Here is an 18,481-nt window from a genome sequence, read left to right on the forward strand (position 1 = left end):
TATAATATACCATTTGTCACTTGTGAAAACGCTGTAATTTTTTTACGCTAAGATTGTAACAATACAGCTTCATATAGGAGGGAGAACATGAAAAGAACGTGGAACGTCTGTTTAACAGCTCTGCTTAGTGTTCTGTTAGTCGCTGGAAGTGTCCCTTTTCACGTGGAAGCTAAAAAACCGCCCAAAAGCTACGATGAGTACAAACAAGTAGATGTTGGAAAAGACGGCATGGTTGCGACCGCACATCCTCTTGCTTCTGAAATCGGTGCTGATGTGCTGAAAAAAGGAGGAAATGCTATTGACGCAGCGGTTGCCATTCAATTTGCACTCAATGTAACAGAGCCGATGATGTCAGGTATTGGCGGCGGCGGTTTTATGATGGTGTATGACGGAAAAACGAAGGATACAACGATAATCGACAGCCGTGAGCGTGCTCCAGCAGGCGCAACTCCTGATATGTTTCTGGACGAAAACGGCAAAGCAATTCCTTTCTCTGAACGTGTAACAAAAGGTACTGCCGTTGGTGTTCCAGGCACTCTGAAAGGGCTGGAAGAAGCCTTGGATAAATGGGGAACCCGTTCGATGAAGCAATTAATTACCCCTTCTATTAAACTCGCTGAAAAAGGCTTTCCGATTGATTCGGTGTTGGCAGATGCCATTTCTGAATATCAGGAAAAACTTTCACGGACTGCCGCAAAAGATGTATTTTTACCAAATAGCGAACCGCTTAAAGAAGGAGATACCCTTATTCAAAAGGATTTGGCTAAAACATTTAAGCTTATTCGCTCCAAAGGCACTGACGCTTTTTATAAAGGAAAATTCGCCAAGACGCTTTCTGACACTGTCCAGGATTTCGGCGGATCAATGACAGAAAAAGATTTAGAAAATTACGACATTACAATTGATGAACCGATTTGGGGAGATTATCAAGGCTATCAAATCGCTACTACTCCTCCTCCAAGCTCCGGCGGTATTTTCTTATTGCAAATGCTGAAAATCCTTGATCATTTTAACCTTTCACAATACGATGTCCGCTCATGGGAAAAATATCAGCTGCTTGCTGAAACGATGCATTTGTCATATGCCGACCGTGCGTCTTACGCAGGTGATCCCGAATTTGTAAATGTTCCTCTCAAAGGCCTGCTTCACCCCGATTATATTAAAGAACGCCAGCAATTAATCAACCTAGATCAAGTGAATAAAAAACCGAAAGCCGGTGACCCTTGGAAATACCAAGAAGGATCAGCAAACTATAAACAAGTTGAACAGCCGAAAGACAAAGTAGAAGGCCAAACAACCCACTTTACAGTTGCTGACCGTTGGGGAAATGTCGTTTCTTATACAACAACAATCGAACAGCTATTCGGAACGGGTATTATGGTCCCTGATTACGGTGTTATTTTAAACAATGAATTAACGGATTTTGATGCGATACCAGGCGGAGCTAACGAAGTACAGCCAAACAAACGGCCTTTAAGCAGCATGACCCCGACGATTTTATTTAAGGATGACAAGCCTGTCCTCACTGTTGGATCTCCTGGCGGTGCGACAATTATTTCATCCGTTTTGCAAACCATTCTCTACCACATTGAATATGGTATGGAATTAAAAGCAGCTGTTGAAGAGCCGAGAATTTATACAAACAGCATGAGCTCTTACCGTTACGAAGACGGAGTTCCTAAAGATGTCCTCAGCAAGCTAAACGGCATGGGCCACAAATTTGGCACAAGTCCGGTGGATATTGGAAACGTGCAAAGCATATCGATCGACCATGAAAACGGCACCTTTAAAGGTGTAGCTGATTCAAGCAGAAACGGAGCGGCGATCGGCATTAATTTAAAACGTAAATAAATAAAAAAACTGTACTCGCTTCAAATGAGTACAGTTTTTTCATGCAGATCTTTAATAACAACGGGCATTGCTGATGCTCTGTATCCCTGATTGCAATCCAAAATGACAGAAGGATGACTGCTTCTTTGACAAAATCTTTATTCTGCTAATGCACGTCTATCTTCATCTTTTCATTTCGTTTATCTCATCAAGAAATGTCTGAAACGCACTCGTAATAAAAAAGTCTTTCCTGTATATAAAGACGATCTCTAAGTCTTGATATGCTGGTGGCAATTGATGAATCCATACATTTGTACGATGTACGGAGCAGTCAACAGCGGACTTTGGGAGCAGCGCCGTACCCATCCCAGCGGAAACACCTTTTATAATAGCCTCCAATGTGCCAAACTCTATGATTTTTTGATTGTGTATGTCTGCTTCCTCTAGTAATCTTTTGACCCTGTCACGATGAGAACAGCCAGCCCCAAAAAAGAGCATCGGCTGCTGAAGCATGTCTTCTGCCGTCCCTTCTCGTGATGAAATCAAAACTAATTCATCATGGGAGACATGGAGTTGTCTAACTGCAGCGTGTTCAACCGGCCCATATACAAAAGCGCCATCAACTTTATGATCAAGAACCTGTTGAATCAAATGATGCGTATCAGCTGTGTTCACTGATAAATCCACTTCAGGAAAACGCCTGAGGAAGGATGCTGTATGCTCAGGCAAATGCGTTACCGCCGTCGTTTCCAGTGATCCGATCCGCAAAGGCCCTTTTGGTTGCCTGCTCATTCGGGTCGATTTTTCAGCTTGGTCTAACAGCGATAATACTTGATCTGCATATTGTAAAAGATTTTCTCCTGCAGCAGTCAGCTTCATTCCCCGATTCGTTCGATGAAAAAGCCTGATATTCAAATCTTCCTCAAGGTTATGCACTCTGGCTGTCACATTCGACTGAACATAATTCAGCATTTGGGCTGCTTTCGTTATGCTTCCTTCGCGAGCAACAGCCTGAAAAATTTTTAAATCTCCGCTTTCCACGCGCTCTCACCTGCTTGCTATGATGAAAAGTGATATTGGCTATCATATTTGTTCATTTTACTCGAAGAAAACCGCTATGTAAAATATGTAAAGATATGAAAATACAATTCAATGAGGAGGCAGACAGCATGAAAGCTGTAATTCACAACGGAAAAGCCGGTCTTCTGGGGTTATCAGTTCAGGACGTTCCATCAACAAAGCCTGGATACGGAGAGGTAAAGGTTAAATTAAAATCTGCAGGCCTGAATCATCGTGACTTGTTTCTTATGAAAAACAAATCTGAACAAGATCCTCACATGATACTGGGTTCTGACGGCGCGGGTATCATCGAAGAGATTGGTGAAGGCGTGAAAAATGTTACTGTTCAGACAGAAGTAGTCATTTTCCCGACATTGAACTGGGATTTGACAGAGAATGTACCACCTGTACCTGAGATTCTGGGAGGTCCTTCGGACGGAACACTTGCTGAATATGTGATCATTCCTTCACAAAATGCAATCAAAAAACCTGCTTATTTATCATGGGAAGAAGCGGGCGTTTTACCTTTATCCGCTTTAACTGCATATCGGGCTCTGTTTACAAAGGGGCAATTAAAAAAAGGCGAGCATCTATTGATACCCGGCATCGGCAGCGGTGTGGCAACCTACGCTTTATTTATGGCTAAGGCGATTGGGGCAACAGTAAGCGTGACCTCCCGCAGTGAGGAGAAAAGAAAAAAGGCGCTGAAATTAGGTGCTGATTACGCATTTGACAGCTACAGCAAATGGGATGAGCAGTTGCAGGGAAAAAAGGCGGATGTTGTTCTTGACAGCATAGGACCTGCCCTCTTTTCGGAATACTTCCGCCATGTAAAACCAAATGGCCGTATTGTCAGCTTTGGGGCAAGCTCAGGGGATAATCTCAGTTTTCCGGTGCGTTCTCTATTCTTTCCTCAGGTCAATGTTTTGGGAACCTCGATGGGAAGCGGTGAGGAATTTCAAGCTATGCTCGCTTTCATTGACAAACATAAGCTGCGGCCTGTAATTGACCGGATATATCCTTTAGAAAAAGCATGTGAAGCATATAAAAGAATGCAGGAAGGCAGACAGTTTGGAAACATCGGGATCGTAATGGAATAAAAAAAGAAACCGGCTGGCAGCCAGACCGGTTTCTCTTATATGATAATCCCCTTTATTTACGGAAGAACTGAACTCCCCATCAAATATCGATCCACTTCACGCGCCACTTCTCGGCCTTCATTAATCGCCCATACGATTAAGCTTTGGCCTCTTCTTGCATCCCCTGCGGCGAATACACCATCGATATTTGTTTGATAATCCCCATATGCTGCACTGATTTTGTTATTTACAGAATCAACACCGAACTGTTTCAACAGCGGCTGTTCTGTGCCTTCAAAGCCGATAGCGATAAAGACAAGCTGAGCAGGCCATACTTTTTCCGTTCCAGGCAGCTCGCGGAACTCGTATTTCCCATGCTCATTTTTCACTTTTTCCATTTGGATGGTATGAAGCTCTTTCAGCTTTCCGTTTTTATCCGCAACCATTTTTGTCGTTTGAATGGAGTATTCTCTCGGATCTCTTCCGAATTTTGCTTCTGCTTCCTCGTATGCATATTCAAGCGTAAAGACGTGTGGCTGTTCAGGCCACATATTGTCATTCGTGCGGGCTGGCGGAAGTTTCGGGTGTTTGCCGAATTGGTGCACGCTTTTGGCTTTTTGACGCAGAGCAGTAGCCACACAGTCAGCTCCTGTATCTCCGCCTCCGATTACGATGACATCCTTCCCTTTAGCATCAATGAATTGCTTGTCTTTAAAATTAGAATCTAAATAGCTTTTTGTTGCAAGTGTCAGGTAGTCCATCGCGTAATGGACTCCTTTTGAGTCGCGTCCTTCAATTAAGAGGTCCCGCTGTTTTTGAGCGCCTGTGCATAGGATCACAGCATCAAATTGCTCCTTTAGCTCATCAGCTGTAATGTCAACACCGATTTCTGTGTTCGTGACAAAATCAATTCCCTCTTGCGTCAGCAATTTAATTCGGCGTTCTACAATGCCCTTCTCAAGCTTCATGTTTGGAATGCCGTATGTTAAAAGGCCGCCCGCTCTGTCTGAGCGCTCAAAAACAGTGACAGAATGCCCCGCTTGATTCAGCTGGTCAGCACTCGCCAGTCCGGCTGGGCCTGACCCGACGATGGCCACTTTTTTGCCTGTTCGTTTTTTTGGAATTCTAGGTTGAATCCAGCCGTTCTCAAATCCTTTATCGATAATGGTCCGCTCGATGTTTTTAATTGATACGGCCGGGTCTGAAATCGCTAAAGTGCATGATCCTTCACAAGGAGCGGGACATACCCGCCCTGTGAATTCAGGAAAGTTGTTTGTTTTCAACAGACGTTCCAATGCTTCCTTCCATCTGCCCCGGTAGACAAGATCATTCCATTCAGGAATTAAGTTGTAAATCGGACAGCCGGATGTAAATCCGTTAATGTCCGCACCGATCTGGCAAAACGGTGTACCGCAATCCATACACCGCGCCCCTTGCCGTTTCGATGCTTCTTCTGAAAAAGGAGCAGAATATTCTTTCCAATCCTTTAAGCGAGTGAGAGGGTCCCGCTCCGCAGGTTTTTCTCGTTTGATCTCCATAAATCCAGTTGGTTTCCCCATGTTCCTCTCCCCTTCCTTACTGTACTACCGCTTGTTTTTGTCCCGATGCTGCTGTATTCTGCTTTGGCTTCGTGTTGGCCTCAAAAGCGAACATGATGGCTTCTTCATCTGATAAACCTGCAGCTTTTTGCTCTTGGATGCTTGCGAGCATTTGTTTATAGTTTTTCGGAATGACTTTGACGAATTTTTTCACACTGTCTTTCCATTGATCAAGCAGATCTTCTGCTTTTTGGCTGTTTGTATACGCAGTATGTCTTTCAAGCATTGCTTTGATGTGCTGTATTTCTTTCTCATCCTCTAATGATTCAAATAAAATCATCTCAAGGTTGCATTTGCGTTTAAACGCTTTGACATCTTCGGCCAGTACATAAGCGATTCCGCCGGACATACCTGCCGCAAAGTTTTTGCCTACATCACCGAGAACGACAACGCTGCCGCCAGTCATGTATTCACAGCCGTGGTCGCCGATGCCTTCTACAACTACGTTCACACCGCTGTTTCGAACGGCAAAGCGTTCACCAGCACGTCCGTTAATATATGCTTCTCCGCTTGTCGCACCGTAAAAAGCCACGTTGCCGATAATGACATTGTCATCCGAAGCAGAGTTGAATCCTTCTGGTGACTTGACGATGATTTTTCCGCCAGAAAGCCCTTTTCCGACGTAATCATTTGAGTCTCCGTCTAAATAAAGCGTCATCCCTTTAGGAACGAAAGCTCCAAAGCTTTGGCCGGCTGATCCGGTAAAGTGCAACTTGATTGTATCTTCAGGAAGACCTTCTTCTCCGTAACGCTTTGAGATTTCACTGCCGGTTATCGTTCCGGCTACACGGTTTGTATTATTGATTTCAATCGAAATATCAGCTTCTTTTCCAGATTCGATGGCTTCTTGTACAGCCGGGAGAATTGTTGTGATATCAAGCGATTGATCAATTTTATGATTTTGCGGAGCTTGGAATGTCCGCACCCCTTCAGGCTGATAAAGAAGTGTAGACAAATCAAGCTGGCCTGCTTTCCAGTGCCCCTTCGCCCGTTCACTTACATGAAGTACATCAGTGCGGCCGATCATTTCATCAAATGTCTTGAAGCCTAACGCAGCCATGTACTCACGAACTTCTTCGGCAATGAACAGCATATAGTTCACAATATGGTCAGGATCTCCCATGAACTTTTTGCGAAGCTCTGGATTTTGTGTCGCTACACCGACAGGGCATGTATCCAAATGGCAGGCACGCATCATGACACAACCGAGTACAACTAACGGAGCTGTTGCAAAACCAAATTCTTCGGCGCCGAGCAAGGCAGCCATCACAACGTCGCGGCCCGTCATAAGCTTTCCATCTGTTTCTAATACAACACGGTCACGAAGTCCGTTCAGCATTAGTGTTTGATGTGCTTCTGCAAGGCCAAGCTCCCACGGAAGCCCTGTATGTTTAATACTGGTTTTCGGAGAAGCGCCTGTACCTCCGTCATAGCCGCTGATCACAATGACATCTGCAGTCGCTTTGGCAACACCTGCAGCGATTGTTCCTACACCTGCTTTTGACACCAGCTTTACGCTGATTCTTGCGTCACGGTTGGCATTTTTCAAATCGTGGATCAGCTGGGCTAAATCCTCAATCGAATAAATGTCATGGTGTGGTGGAGGTGAGATTAATCCGACACCTGGCGTTGACCCGCGGACATCGGCAACCCATGGATATACCTTGTTGCCAGGAAGCTGCCCGCCTTCACCCGGCTTAGCACCTTGAGCCATTTTAATCTGCAGCTCGTCAGCATTGACGAGGTAATGGCTTTTGACACCAAACCGTCCGGATGCAATTTGTTTGATCGCACTTCTTCTATCATCGCCGTTCTCATCTGGAACAAAGCGTTTGGGATCTTCTCCGCCTTCACCGCTGTTGCTTTTTCCTCCAAGACGGTTCATTGCGATTGCTAAAGCTTCGTGCGCTTCCTTACTCAAGGACCCGAATGACATCGCACCCGTTTTAAAACGTTTGACAATCGATTCAGCGGATTCAACCTCCTCCAACTTCAAAGGCTTGCGGTTTCCGTCAAATGCGAACAAGTTCCGCAAAAATCCGATGCGTTCTTCATCAGCCGCTTTTGTATACTGTTTAAACAGATTGTAATCATTTCTGCGGCACGCCCATTGCAAAGTATGAATCGTTTTCGGATTAAACGCATGATGCTCTCCGCCATTTCTCCATTGGAAGTCACTTCCCGGTTCAAGCGTTTTGCTGTAATCATCCTGATACGCTTCCCGGTGGCGGCGCTGTGCCTCTTCTGCAATTGTTTGTAAATCGATGCCGCCTAGCTGTGATGCCGTACCTGTGAAATAGCGGTCGATCACATCGCGGCTGATTCCTACCGCTTCAAAGATTTGGGCGCCTCTGTAGCTTTGCACAGTTGAAATTCCCATCTTGGACATCACTTTTACGACGCCCTCAGTAATGCTTTTTCCATATTTGCTGACCGCTTCTTCATAGCTGATATCCAAACGGCCTTCATCAATTTCCTGCTTGTAGGTCGCATAAGCGAGATAAGGGTTAATCGCATCTGCGCCATAACCGATTAACGCTGCAAAGTGATGCACTTCACGTGCTTCTCCCGATTCCACAATAATGCTGACCTTCGTACGCAGCCCTTTGCGGATTAAGTGCTGGTGCAGCGCGCTTACTGCCAGAAGCGGCGGAATTGGTGTCAGTCGTTCGTTCATCTTTTTGTCTGATAAAATTAACAAACTTACGCCTTGGCTGATGGCTTTCTCTGCTTGTGTGAACATGTCCTTTAATCCGCGTTCAAGATCCTCTGAAAACAGCACATCAATTTTTTGGCTTTTTAAATCTGGATGAACAATCGTTTTCAATGCGTAAAACTGTTCATTGGATAAAACAGGTGTATACAGTTTAATCCGGCGAACATTTCGTTCACTTGGATGAAGAAGATCGCCTTCCGCACCGAGCCAAGTCATCGTTGAAGTGACAAGCTGCTCACGAATCGCGTCGATTGGCGGGTTCGTTACTTGTGCAAACAGCTGTTTAAAGTAGTTAAACAGTGATTGCGCTCGGTCAGAAAGTACAGCAAGCGGAGCATCATTCCCCATTGAACCAAGGGGATCTTTGCCTTCTTTAATAACAGGAATTAGATATTTTTGGATATCTTCATATGTGTATCCGAATGCCTTCTGGCGAGTAAGAAGATCACTAAATTGTTCTTCTTCTCTTGACTCCGGATCAGGATTTACTTGTACAAGCTCTTCTTCAAGCCATTTTTGATACGGATACTCAGTTGCAATTTGTGTTTTGACTTCTTCATCGGAGATAATACGGCCTTCTTCCAGGTCGATTAAAAGCATTTTCCCAGGCTCAAGGCGGTTTTTATATAAAACGTTCTCCTGTTCAACTTCAATAACGCCTACTTCAGATGAGAAAATAATATAATCATCTTTTGTGACATAATAACGGGCCGGACGGAGACCGTTCCGGTCAAGGATCGCCCCGATTTGTTTACCGTCAGTAAATGAAATGGCTGTTGGTCCGTCCCAAGGCTCCATCAGGGAGCTATGGTACTCGTAGAACGCCCTTTTTTCCTTGGACATATGCGTATTTTCCGTCCAAGGCTCTGGAATGAGCATCATTGCCGTATGTGCCGGTTTGCGTCCAGCCATCACAAAAAACTCAAATGCGTTATCCAAAATGGAAGAGTCACTGCCGTCAGCATTGAGAATCGGCAAAATCTTGTTTAAGTCCTCACCGAAGCTTTCAGAAACAAATTGCTGCTCACGTGCTCTCATCCAGTTGATATTTCCGCGAAGGGTGTTAATTTCACCGTTGTGAACCAAATAGCGGTTAGGATGCGCTCTTTCCCATGTAGGGAATGTGTTGGTGCTGAAGCGTGAATGAACGAGCGCAAAAGCAGAAACGAATGCTTCGTCTCGCAGATCTGAATAAAATGCATCAACCTGTTCAGGTGTTAAAAGGCCTTTGTAAACAATGGTCTGGCTTGAAAGACTGGCAAAATAAAAATCAAGATCTTCCGTTACTCCCCAATTTTCAGCCTGTTTACGAATGACATACAATTTTCGTTCAAAAGATAAATTGTCCTTTAGATCAGAACTTGCGCCGATAAATACCTGACGGACAAACGGACAGCTTTTTTGCGCTACTGTTCCGATTTTTCCGACATTTACAGGTACAGTTCTCCATCCAAGAACGACTTGGCCTTCTTGTTCAATCAGTGCATTGATTTGCTTTTCAATTTTTTTTCTTTCATCTTCTTTCTGTGAGAAAAAGACCATTCCTACCCCGTAACGTTCTTTTTCTGGCAGATTGATGTCTTTGCACTCTTTTCTAAAGAAAGCATCAGGGATTTGAACCAGTAAGCCGGCTCCGTCTCCTGTATCCGGATCACTGCCTTGCCCTCCTCTATGGTCTAGCTGGCAAAGCATCTTAAGTCCTTGTTTGACAATGTCGTGAGTCTGCTTGCCCTTTAAGTGTGCATATAGGCCGATTCCGCATGCATCATGTTCAAATTCAGGACGGTAGAGACCTTGAGCTTTTGGCATTTGATTGTACGTCATAATTCCTCTCCCCCGATCAATTTCCGATAATACCGGTCATAAAATCTAACAACTCTATAATCATTGTAGGTTTTCAAAACGATATAAACAATATATAATTTAGATCAAAAGAATCTCAAAATGAGATAGATGGATGTGAGACAAACATGGAGCTGCGCCAACTGCGTTATTTTATGGAGGTGGCTGAAAGAGAACACGTTTCAGAAGCCGCTGATCATTTGCATGTGGCCCAATCAGCAATCAGCAGACAAATTGCCAATCTTGAAGAAGAATTAAATGTGACCTTATTTGAGCGTGAAGGGAGAAATATCAAACTCACGCCAATCGGAAAAGAATTTTTGATTCATGTGAAAACGGCGATGAAAGCCATTGATTATGCGAAAGAACAAATTGATGAGTATCTTGACCCGCATCGCGGAACGGTAAAGATCGGCTTTCCTACAAGCCTCGCCAGCCAGCTTTTGCCGACTGTCATTTCAGCGTTTAAAGAAGAATATCCGCACGTCGAATTTTTGCTGCGCCAAGGCTCCTATAAGTTTCTGATTGAAGCTGTCAGAAACCGCGATATTGATCTGGCCTTATTAGGGCCGGTGCCGACGAATTTCTCTGACATAACGGGAAAAATATTATTTACTGAAAAAATTTACGCGCTTGTTCCATTAAATCATCCGCTTGCTAAACAAAAAACGGTTCATTTAATCGATTTGCGCAACGACCAATTTGTATTGTTCCCGGAAGGATTTGTACTTAGAGAGATGGCAATCGATACTTGCAAACAAGCAGGCTTTGCTCCTCTCGTTTCCACGGAGGGTGAGGATTTGGATGCGATCAAAGGGTTAGTGTCCGCAGGAATGGGCGTTACCCTTCTGCCTGAAAGTACTTTTGCTGAAACAACACCTCGTTTTACTGTGAAAATTCCAATTGAGTTCCCTCAAGTAAAACGGACTGTCGGAATCATTAAACCGAAAAATAGAGAGCTTGCGCCTTCCGCGAATGATTTTTATGAGTTTGTCATTCAATTTTTCTCTAAGCTGGAGCAGTATCAATAAAAAAAATGAACCCGAGCTTCTATATAGAAGCTTCGGGTTTTTTTCTGCAAATTAATTTACAGGTAAAGAAAAATCCACATGGCAAACAAATGCTTCTTGATCAATTAGAGCTCTATTTGTCAGTTCCTTTTTCTTTTCCGGTTCTTGAAGCTGTACAGAAGAGTAATTGACGATTCCAAGGCCGATTTCCGTCCCTTTTGAATCCATCAGCCGAACAACTGAACCGCTTTTGAATTTCCCTTTAATCTTCTGTACACCGTCTAGGTATAAACTCGATTGTCCGTTTGTTATTTTTCGTGAACAATCATCTGATAAAATCATTTCACCTTCCGGACCGGAATTAAAAGCGATCCATTGCTCCTTTTGATTCAACGGAAGCGTTCCTTCTGCTTCAAAATAGGTGCCTTCCGCCTGTTCATGAACGGCGTGGTATAAAATATCGCCAGCATCTGCCTGACCTAGGAAACCTTTAATGCCAGACGCCATTACGATTTTAAACGCATCAAGCTTAGAGCGCATGCCGCCGGTGCCAACGATGCTCCCAGTGTCACCTGCGCATGCTTCGATGTCAGGTGTTATTTCACTTACCCGCTGTATCCTTTTCGCTTCTGGATTTGTGCGCGGATTGCCGTCATATAATCCGTCTATATCTGATAAAATCACAAGCATATCTGCATCAATCAATCCTGCGACTTTTGCCGCGAGTGTATCATTGTCGCCAAACTTGAGCCGATTGACGGTAACTGTATCATTTTCGTTTATGATCGGGATGATGCCGCGCTCGAGCAGTACATTCATTGTATTCCTGACATTGTTGTATCGATATTCATCAGAAAAATCGCTTCTCGTAATTAAAATTTGGGATGCGACATAGCCGTGTGCCAAAAACAGCTTTGAATAAGCCTCCATCAGCAATCCCTGGCCGATTGAAGCTGATGCTTGTTTTTCTGGAAGCTTCTCGGGCCTTTGGATAAATCCGAGCTTCCGATATCCCGCCGCCACTGCGCCTGAGGAAACCAAAATCACTTCATAACCGGCGTCTTTGAGTTTGACGACCTGGTCGACCAACGCTTCTAATTTTCGAATGCTGATTTCTCCATGAAGGCTTGTTAATGAACTGCTTCCAATCTTCACAACGACTCTTTTCATGCTTGTATCAGGCGTCACTTTATCACTCCTGATAGCGGCGCTGCAGTTTTTTCGATATCTTCGCTGATTTCCTTTGAACGCTTAGCCGCATGCTTTATTGCTTGAGAAATCGCTTCTCCGCCGCCGCTCTTTTTCAAGGCTTGCAGCCCCGCTGCTGTGGTTCCGTTCGGTGACGTGATATTATCTCTTAAGATCTCAGGATGTTCTCCTGTTTCCATGAGCATTTTTGCGGCACCTAAAAGTGTCTGTGCGCCGATGCTTCGAGATAACTGTTTATCGAGGCCCGCTTCCTCGCCTGTCTTTTCAATGAATTCCATTAAATAATAAAAATACGCGGGTCCGCTGCCTGCAATTCCGGTGAATATATCCATTTGATTTTCTTGGATTGTATAGACTTCGCCCATGCATCCGAGCAATGCTTCGGCCAGCTTCTTCAGGTCTTCCGACACATATTTGCCAAGGGCAATAGCTGTTGCAGAAGCGCCAATCATACTGGAAGTGTTGGGCATCACTCTGACAACCGGCTGTTCATTAAGCAATGATTGTTCAATAAAAGAGGTAGTTATGCCGGCAAGGACCGACAATATTAATTGATGGGGTTGAATACGTGATTTTAGTGATGACAGAGCGTTTTCGGCGTCTTTTGGCTTCATTGCCAAAATGAGCACATCCATGTCTTCAATACATAGTTGGTTCGGCAAGGTGCCTTTAATGCCATATTGAAGTTCAAGTTCAGTTAATCGCTCTGTATTGCTGCGGTTTGTAACGCAGATGTTTTGTTTCGGGATTTTGTTGGCACGAACGATACCTGATATCATTCCTTCCGCCATAGATCCTGCTCCTATAAAGGCTACTTTCTTTTGATCAAAGATCGGTAACATCTCCTTTGTTCGCTTTTTTGTTCGCATTTTCACACGTTTAAAATGTTACCACGTGAGGAAATGATGTCAAGTTTGAAGGTCATCATTGATTTGTATTGTTTCTTTTCGACAAATATGTATAATGAAAAGCAGAAAACACCCGGTTCACACTGCTGCGCCGGGTGTTTGTTTCTATTAAAAATTATCTGAGAGAGCTTTTTCAATCAGTTTTTTACAGCGATCCAGCTCTACCTTCAGCTGTTTTTTATATAGCTTGGCGGCTTCGTAATCTTTAAATTGATAGAGGACGACTTCCTGGAGCTTAGCCCCTTCTTTTTTTACTTTAATTTGTTTTAGTATCCCGTCATCAAGAAGCTCATGCAAAGACCGGTATACTTCTGTATGATTTGGTTTAAAACCAATCTCTTTAAATTCAGACCGAAGTACTTCAAGCAGCTTTAACCCATAGAGTCTCTCTTGCTCTGTCATCGTTATCATATAAAGCTTCAAAAATGCGCGCTGTTTCACTAAAAAGCCTGTTGAACTCCTTTTTTCTTCTTTCATCATATGCACTCCTTCTTCTGTCACTGACAACACTATGTACTAAATATTCAATTTTCTTTTATTGTTTTCCTTCTTTATATTAAAGACTGATAGTCCAAGCATTTCATATTTACTGATTATAGGTGTAGCGGAAAAAATAAATTTCGACTGAACATTTGGTACATAGTTTTCTTAGTTCTATTATAGCCTGCATTCACTGCCAGCTTCAATTTAAAACGATTGTCAGATTTGCATATGCCGGTATGAATTTCATTCAAATAAAAAAACCTGTCGAAAGACAGGTTTTCATTTTTAAGGATTTGTTGACCATAATCCCGCTGTTTTGATGAAAATACGAGGATCTAATTTCAATTGTGCCACCATGTACTCAGCAAGATCCTCAGGCTGCATCACTTTTTCAGGATTACCGTCTGTTAAGTTCAATTCGATAGACATATCACTAGCGACAGTGCTCGGCGTTAACGCGCTGACTCTGATATTATGTTTTCTCACTTCTTGCATAAGAGACTCTGTTAACCCGAGAACGGCAAATTTAGAAGCGCTGTAAGCACTTGTTACAGCAGCTCCTCTTTGGCCCGCTGTAGATGAAATATTAATGATGTCTCCGGCTTTGCGTTCGATCATTTCCGGAAGCACCGCGCGCGTGACATGGTACACACCCATTAGGTTGACTTGAATAATATTTTCCCACTCATCAGCTGACAGATCTAAGAAACCGCCAAATTTGCTGATGCCGGCATTATTAATGAGGATATCGATATCACCGAGCTGTTCCTTCACTTGAGCGACGGCTTGGTTAACCTGCTCGGCATCTTTTACATCTGCAGCAGCAAATGCAGCTTTTACACCAAGCGCTTTGACTTCTTCTGCCACTTTTTCAACATTAGCGGCAGTCCGGCCGATTAACCCAATATTTACGCCTTCTTTCGCAAGAGCAAGAGCTGTAGCACGGCCAATTCCTCTGCCTCCGCCTGTGATTAGTGCAGTTTTATTTTGTAAACTTTGCAATTGAAGCACCCTTTCTTTGTTTACATATGTACGATATCACATTATAAGTACAATACATCCAATACGCAAATCAAACGAACTGTGTAAATATCATTTCTTCTGATTAAAAAAACGGATACAGGGTAATGACATAAGAAAAGGAGTGAACATATGATTATAGTTTATATCAGTCTTGCAGTATTAGCAGTTTCTATTATCTTCTTAGGAGTTACCGTGATTCAAAACAAGAAAAAAATGGACCCTGCACTAAAGGAGCTTTCCTCTGTTACGCAGGCTATGCAAAAACAAATCGAAGGATTAAAAACAGAAACAGAGCTGCTGACGCAAAAACAAAAGAAGGTTCAGCAGGATGTCCAAATAAAAAAATACACGTTTCAGCAGACCGCAGCTGAAGTGAAAAAAGTTCCTAAAGCTGTTAAAGAGGTGTGGCAGGCTGGCCATTTAAATAGCAGGTCATGATGAATGATATCCCGTTGTTTCGATCAGAATGAACAATGGGATATCATTTTTTGAGGAGGCTTTCGCATGATTGTAAACCACAGTTGCTTAAAGGAGTTCGCAGAAAAACTACATTCTCTTCCCTCTTCACTTACAAAGTCGGATTTATTTATTTCTCCATTTCATCTCCATCAAGAAAATGAACTTGACATCTACTATTCACCTCATAATGAATATATCAATCGGACTGCTACGATTGTGATTGCCGGGATCACGCCGGGTTTTTCCCAGATGAAAACAGCATACGAAACAGCAGTCGAAAGTCTGCGGCAAGGCCGCACTCTTGGGCAAATGGCGGTAGATACAAAAATAGCAGCGGGTTTCTCCGGGTCGATGAGACATAACCTTATCACCATGCTGGATTTATGCGGGCTGCCGCAAGCTTTTGGCATTCAAAGCGCCGCAAAGCTTTTTGGAGAATTACGGCATATGCTCCATACAACTTCCGTTATTAAATATCCTGTCTTTATCCAGCAAAAAAACTATACCGGATACAAACCGGCTATCACTCATTCTCCTATTCTAAGCACTTATGCTTTTGGGTACTTCCCTGCGGAGCTTAACCATGTGACGGGACCAGCTCTTCTCATTCCGTTAGGAAAAGCGGCCGAAACAGTATGTGAAACATTGATCAGACAGCACAGCCTCCAGAATTTGGTTTGCCTTAACGGCTTTCCCCACCCATCAGGCGCGAACGGCCATCGTTTGAAACAATTCAACAAAAACAAAGAGCAACTAGAAACACAAATTCGTTCCTTTGCTGCATTGGTTGATTTCACTATAGAAAAGAGGAAATAAAAGGGATATGATAAACATAGACACAAACGCGGGGAGTGGTTGAATGTTTCCTATATTAGAAACCGATCGGCTTACACTTAGGCAAATCACAGATCAGGATGCGGAAGCCATTTTTGCTTGTTTCTCAAACGATGAGGTGACACGCTATTATGGGCTTGAAAACATGGAATCTATAGAACAGGCCATTTCAATGATTCAAACGTTTGCTGCCCTCTATCAAGAAAAACGCGGTATACGGTGGGGAATTGAAAGACGGGACACTAAAGAACTGATCGGAACAATAGGCTTTCACGCTCTGGCCCAAAAGCATAGGCGCGCGGAAATCGGTTATGAATTCATCCCGGAGCATTGGCGAAACGGATTTGCATCAGAAGTCATTTCAAAGGTCGTATCTTACGGATTTTCTGCCCTTGGACTGTCGCGTATTGGCGCAGTCGTATTTACCGATAATGAAGCATCAAATCGTCTGCTTCTAAAAATGGGGTTTCAAAAAGAAGGCGTTTTAAGACAGTACATGTATCAAAATGGGACTCCAAATGATACAAATGTGTACTCTATTGTGAAACCAAGAGAATGACGGTATTCTCTTGGTCTGTGCCACATCCCTTTTCCTTTAAAATGTCCGATTCATGACCTGCATCAGCTGTGACGTTTTGATTCTTGATCAATCCCTACAAAATTTTCATCTCTTAAAACAATGCTAATAACTTTTTCCCCTACTCATAAATCCCTTTATTGGTTCTTCTTCTTGTGATAAAATCCCCAAGGAAACAAAACGCAGCCGACCACATCAAAATATAAATAACCTGAGTTTTGTATTCCCACATTGAATCCCCCATTTCTACCCCGTGAATGAAAGTCATATACGCTTTTTGCGGCAGTATCGCACAAAGGGCATTCAATATTGGATGATGTGGAGCAAAAGAAATAAAACAGCCTGACAATACACACGTGATCACACTGATACCACTCGTCATCAAACTGATGTTTCGATCCATCACAGAAGCCATAAAGATAGCGAATGCTGTTGCAAGCACTGTAAGAACACCCAGTAACCCAGCAAGAATATTTAAACGGAAACCAATTTCAGCATGAAAGAGTACATTTGTAATTAGGATGGCCAAGTAAGTGGGTATGTATAAACATAAAAAAGTAAAGATAAACTGAACCAACAAATATTTCCCCACATGCACGGGAGACACTAAAATCCTTTTGAAGGTTTTGAGCATCCGGTCTTCTGGATATAACGCAGCTAATGCCACACCTTGCATCAATACAAGCATCATGATAAAGCCTAATATATTCGTTCCCGTTCCCCGTTCAGTCCTTAATTCATCCTCTCCCCGGTAGCTGCCTGGCATTTCTCCAGTCTCAAAAAATTGCTGAATCATTTTTTGATCCGCTTTACTTTTCAACGTGGTTACTTTGTAATCAAGTTGATTTTTTTCTACAATGGCTGCATATTTCCCTAACATCAGATCAGAAAACTTCGGCTTCTGATCTACCGTTACCACTCTAAATGCAGAATCACTCGGCAAATGATGAACTTCGTCCAGTTCTGTAACAAAAGCGATTGTTTCTTTGAAAACCGGCTTCCCGGAAAACATAATCGCAACGCCAATCATCAGAGGGATAATGATTAATGCAATGATAATAATGGCTTTTTTGGTCAGGATTCGCTCCCACCTGTTTTGGAATAAACTCAGCATATATATCCCTCCGGCTTAAATACAACATGAGAAACGGCAATACAAATGATTGAAGCCAATATTAGTCCTGACATAACAGGCTGCAGCATACTGAAATCATGATCATAAATGAGACGAAATGAACATTCTGTTACCCATTTAATCGGAGAAAGAATCGATATCTGATTGACGGTATCTCCAAATCTATGAATTCCGAAAAATACGCCACCAAAGAAAACAAAAAAAGCTATCGGAATTTGCATAATCCCATTCGCCTGTTCTTCATTCTTGAACAAACTGCAGAACATTGTGCCAAAACAGCAACCGAAAAATAAAAATACATACAATAAAAGCATGAAATACGTAAGATATTGTCCTCCAAAGTTCAAATGAAAAATCGTTTGGACTATCAACACATTCATGCTGTACATAATGACACTGAATATAAAGGTTGATAGTAATTTAGAAAGATAGATACTAGTTGTCGAAACCGGCGCATACACAATACGAAGGTTCGCTTTCTTCACCTTTTCCTCCATAAACGTATTAGAGGTCGTCATAGCAATCAGAGCTGCAGTGAAAATCATCATATTCACTCCGTAATAATCATAAGAACTTACCCCGCCTGCTCCAAAGCTGCTTTTCGTAACAAAGCCCATGACCAGAATGAGAACGAAAGGAAAGGCCGTATTGGCTATTACAAGAACCGGATTCCTTAAAATATTCATAAAATCAAATGTTATCAATTTTAACAAACTCAT

At 43.0% G+C, this 18,481-nt stretch carries 15 protein-coding genes; 6 read left to right on the plus strand and 9 right to left on the minus strand.

Translation table 11 applies throughout. The features are described 5' to 3' along the window. The first annotated feature begins 87 nt into the window (after window positions 1–87). A complete protein-coding gene (ggt, locus tag NSQ16_RS09940; protein ID WP_230488175.1) occupies window positions 88–1,851 on the plus strand; it encodes a gamma-glutamyltransferase in 1,764 nt (587 codons plus the stop codon). 162 nt (window positions 1,852–2,013) lie between these two features. On the opposite strand, the gene yofA is transcribed toward ggt, so the two are convergent. Beyond that, on the minus strand, window positions 2,014–2,871 hold the full coding sequence (yofA, locus tag NSQ16_RS09945) for a LysR family transcriptional regulator YofA (protein ID WP_230488176.1): 858 nt from the start codon (window positions 2,869–2,871) through the stop codon (window positions 2,014–2,016). Window positions 2,872–2,999: 128 nt separating this feature from the next. Here yofA and NSQ16_RS09950 point away from each other — a divergent pair, with 128 nt between their 5' ends. Further along, window positions 3,000–3,989 carry a zinc-binding dehydrogenase gene (locus NSQ16_RS09950; protein WP_230488177.1) on the plus strand — a complete coding sequence of 330 codons (990 nt, stop codon included), beginning with the start codon at window positions 3,000–3,002 and terminating at the stop codon, window positions 3,987–3,989. A gap of 56 nt (window positions 3,990–4,045) precedes the next feature. Here NSQ16_RS09950 and gltD read toward each other — a convergent pair whose 3' ends face one another. Together gltD and gltB are read right to left on the minus strand one after the other, a co-directional pair. Then, the gene (gltD, locus tag NSQ16_RS09955) at window positions 4,046–5,527 is read right to left on the minus strand and encodes a glutamate synthase small subunit (RefSeq protein ID WP_014479972.1); all 1,482 of its coding nucleotides are present in this window, start codon (window positions 5,525–5,527) and stop codon (window positions 4,046–4,048) included. Window positions 5,528–5,543: 16 nt separating this feature from the next. Next, window positions 5,544–10,106: a glutamate synthase large subunit gene (gene gltB / locus NSQ16_RS09960; RefSeq protein WP_230488178.1), complete on the minus strand. Its 4,563-nt coding sequence runs from the start codon at window positions 10,104–10,106 to the stop codon at window positions 5,544–5,546. 146 nt (window positions 10,107–10,252) lie between these two features. Here gltB and gltC point away from each other — a divergent pair, with 146 nt between their 5' ends. Then, the gene (gene gltC, locus NSQ16_RS09965) at window positions 10,253–11,155 is read left to right on the plus strand and encodes a glutamate biosynthesis transcriptional regulator GltC (protein WP_004399246.1); all 903 of its coding nucleotides are present in this window, start codon (window positions 10,253–10,255) and stop codon (window positions 11,153–11,155) included. Between the two features lie 51 nt (window positions 11,156–11,206). Here the strand turns inward: gltC and proB are convergent, their stop codons facing one another. From proB to NSQ16_RS09985, 4 genes are all read right to left on the minus strand, one after another. Further along, window positions 11,207–12,322, minus strand: a complete 1,116-nt coding sequence (proB, locus tag NSQ16_RS09970; RefSeq protein ID WP_042975927.1) for a glutamate 5-kinase — start codon at window positions 12,320–12,322, stop codon at window positions 11,207–11,209. Continuing rightward, window positions 12,319–13,212, minus strand: coding sequence for a pyrroline-5-carboxylate reductase (proC, locus tag NSQ16_RS09975; protein WP_080530059.1), 894 nt, complete (start codon window positions 13,210–13,212; stop codon window positions 12,319–12,321). The genes proB and proC overlap by 4 nt, the downstream gene beginning before the upstream one ends. A 147-nt stretch (window positions 13,213–13,359) precedes the next feature. Next, window positions 13,360–13,728, minus strand: coding sequence for a replication termination protein (gene rtp / locus NSQ16_RS09980; protein WP_003220337.1), 369 nt, complete (start codon window positions 13,726–13,728; stop codon window positions 13,360–13,362). Window positions 13,729–14,019: 291 nt separating this feature from the next. Further along, window positions 14,020–14,736, minus strand: coding sequence for a 3-ketoacyl-ACP reductase (locus NSQ16_RS09985; protein WP_032721974.1), 717 nt, complete (start codon window positions 14,734–14,736; stop codon window positions 14,020–14,022). Window positions 14,737–14,886: 150 nt separating this feature from the next. On the opposite strand from NSQ16_RS09985, the gene NSQ16_RS09990 reads away from it, so the two are divergent. The 3 genes from NSQ16_RS09990 (at window position 14,887) to NSQ16_RS10000 (ending at window position 16,609) form a co-directional block, all read left to right on the plus strand. Next, a complete protein-coding gene (locus NSQ16_RS09990) occupies window positions 14,887–15,195 on the plus strand; it encodes a DUF948 domain-containing protein (protein ID WP_128992953.1) in 309 nt (102 codons plus the stop codon). A gap of 66 nt (window positions 15,196–15,261) precedes the next feature. Continuing rightward, the gene (locus NSQ16_RS09995) at window positions 15,262–16,032 is read left to right on the plus strand and encodes a hypothetical protein (RefSeq protein ID WP_080529385.1); all 771 of its coding nucleotides are present in this window, start codon (window positions 15,262–15,264) and stop codon (window positions 16,030–16,032) included. A 43-nt stretch (window positions 16,033–16,075) separates the two neighbouring features. Further along, the gene (locus NSQ16_RS10000) at window positions 16,076–16,609 is read left to right on the plus strand and encodes a GNAT family protein (RefSeq protein ID WP_230488180.1); all 534 of its coding nucleotides are present in this window, start codon (window positions 16,076–16,078) and stop codon (window positions 16,607–16,609) included. Window positions 16,610–16,748: 139 nt separating this feature from the next. On the opposite strand, the gene NSQ16_RS10005 is transcribed toward NSQ16_RS10000, so the two are convergent. Both NSQ16_RS10005 and NSQ16_RS10010 read right to left on the minus strand, forming a co-directional pair. Further along, window positions 16,749–17,741 (minus strand): ABC transporter permease, encoded by a 993-nt coding sequence (locus NSQ16_RS10005; protein WP_133954586.1) that lies wholly within the window; start codon window positions 17,739–17,741, stop codon window positions 16,749–16,751. After that, the gene (locus NSQ16_RS10010; RefSeq protein WP_230488181.1) at window positions 17,735–18,481 is read right to left on the minus strand and encodes an ABC transporter permease; all 747 of its coding nucleotides are present in this window, start codon (window positions 18,479–18,481) and stop codon (window positions 17,735–17,737) included. Before NSQ16_RS10010 ends, NSQ16_RS10005 begins: the two co-directional genes overlap by 7 nt.

This window comes from Bacillus sp. PS108 (genome assembly GCF_037963335.1).
Lineage (GTDB): Bacteria > Bacillota > Bacilli > Bacillales > Bacillaceae > Bacillus > Bacillus subtilis.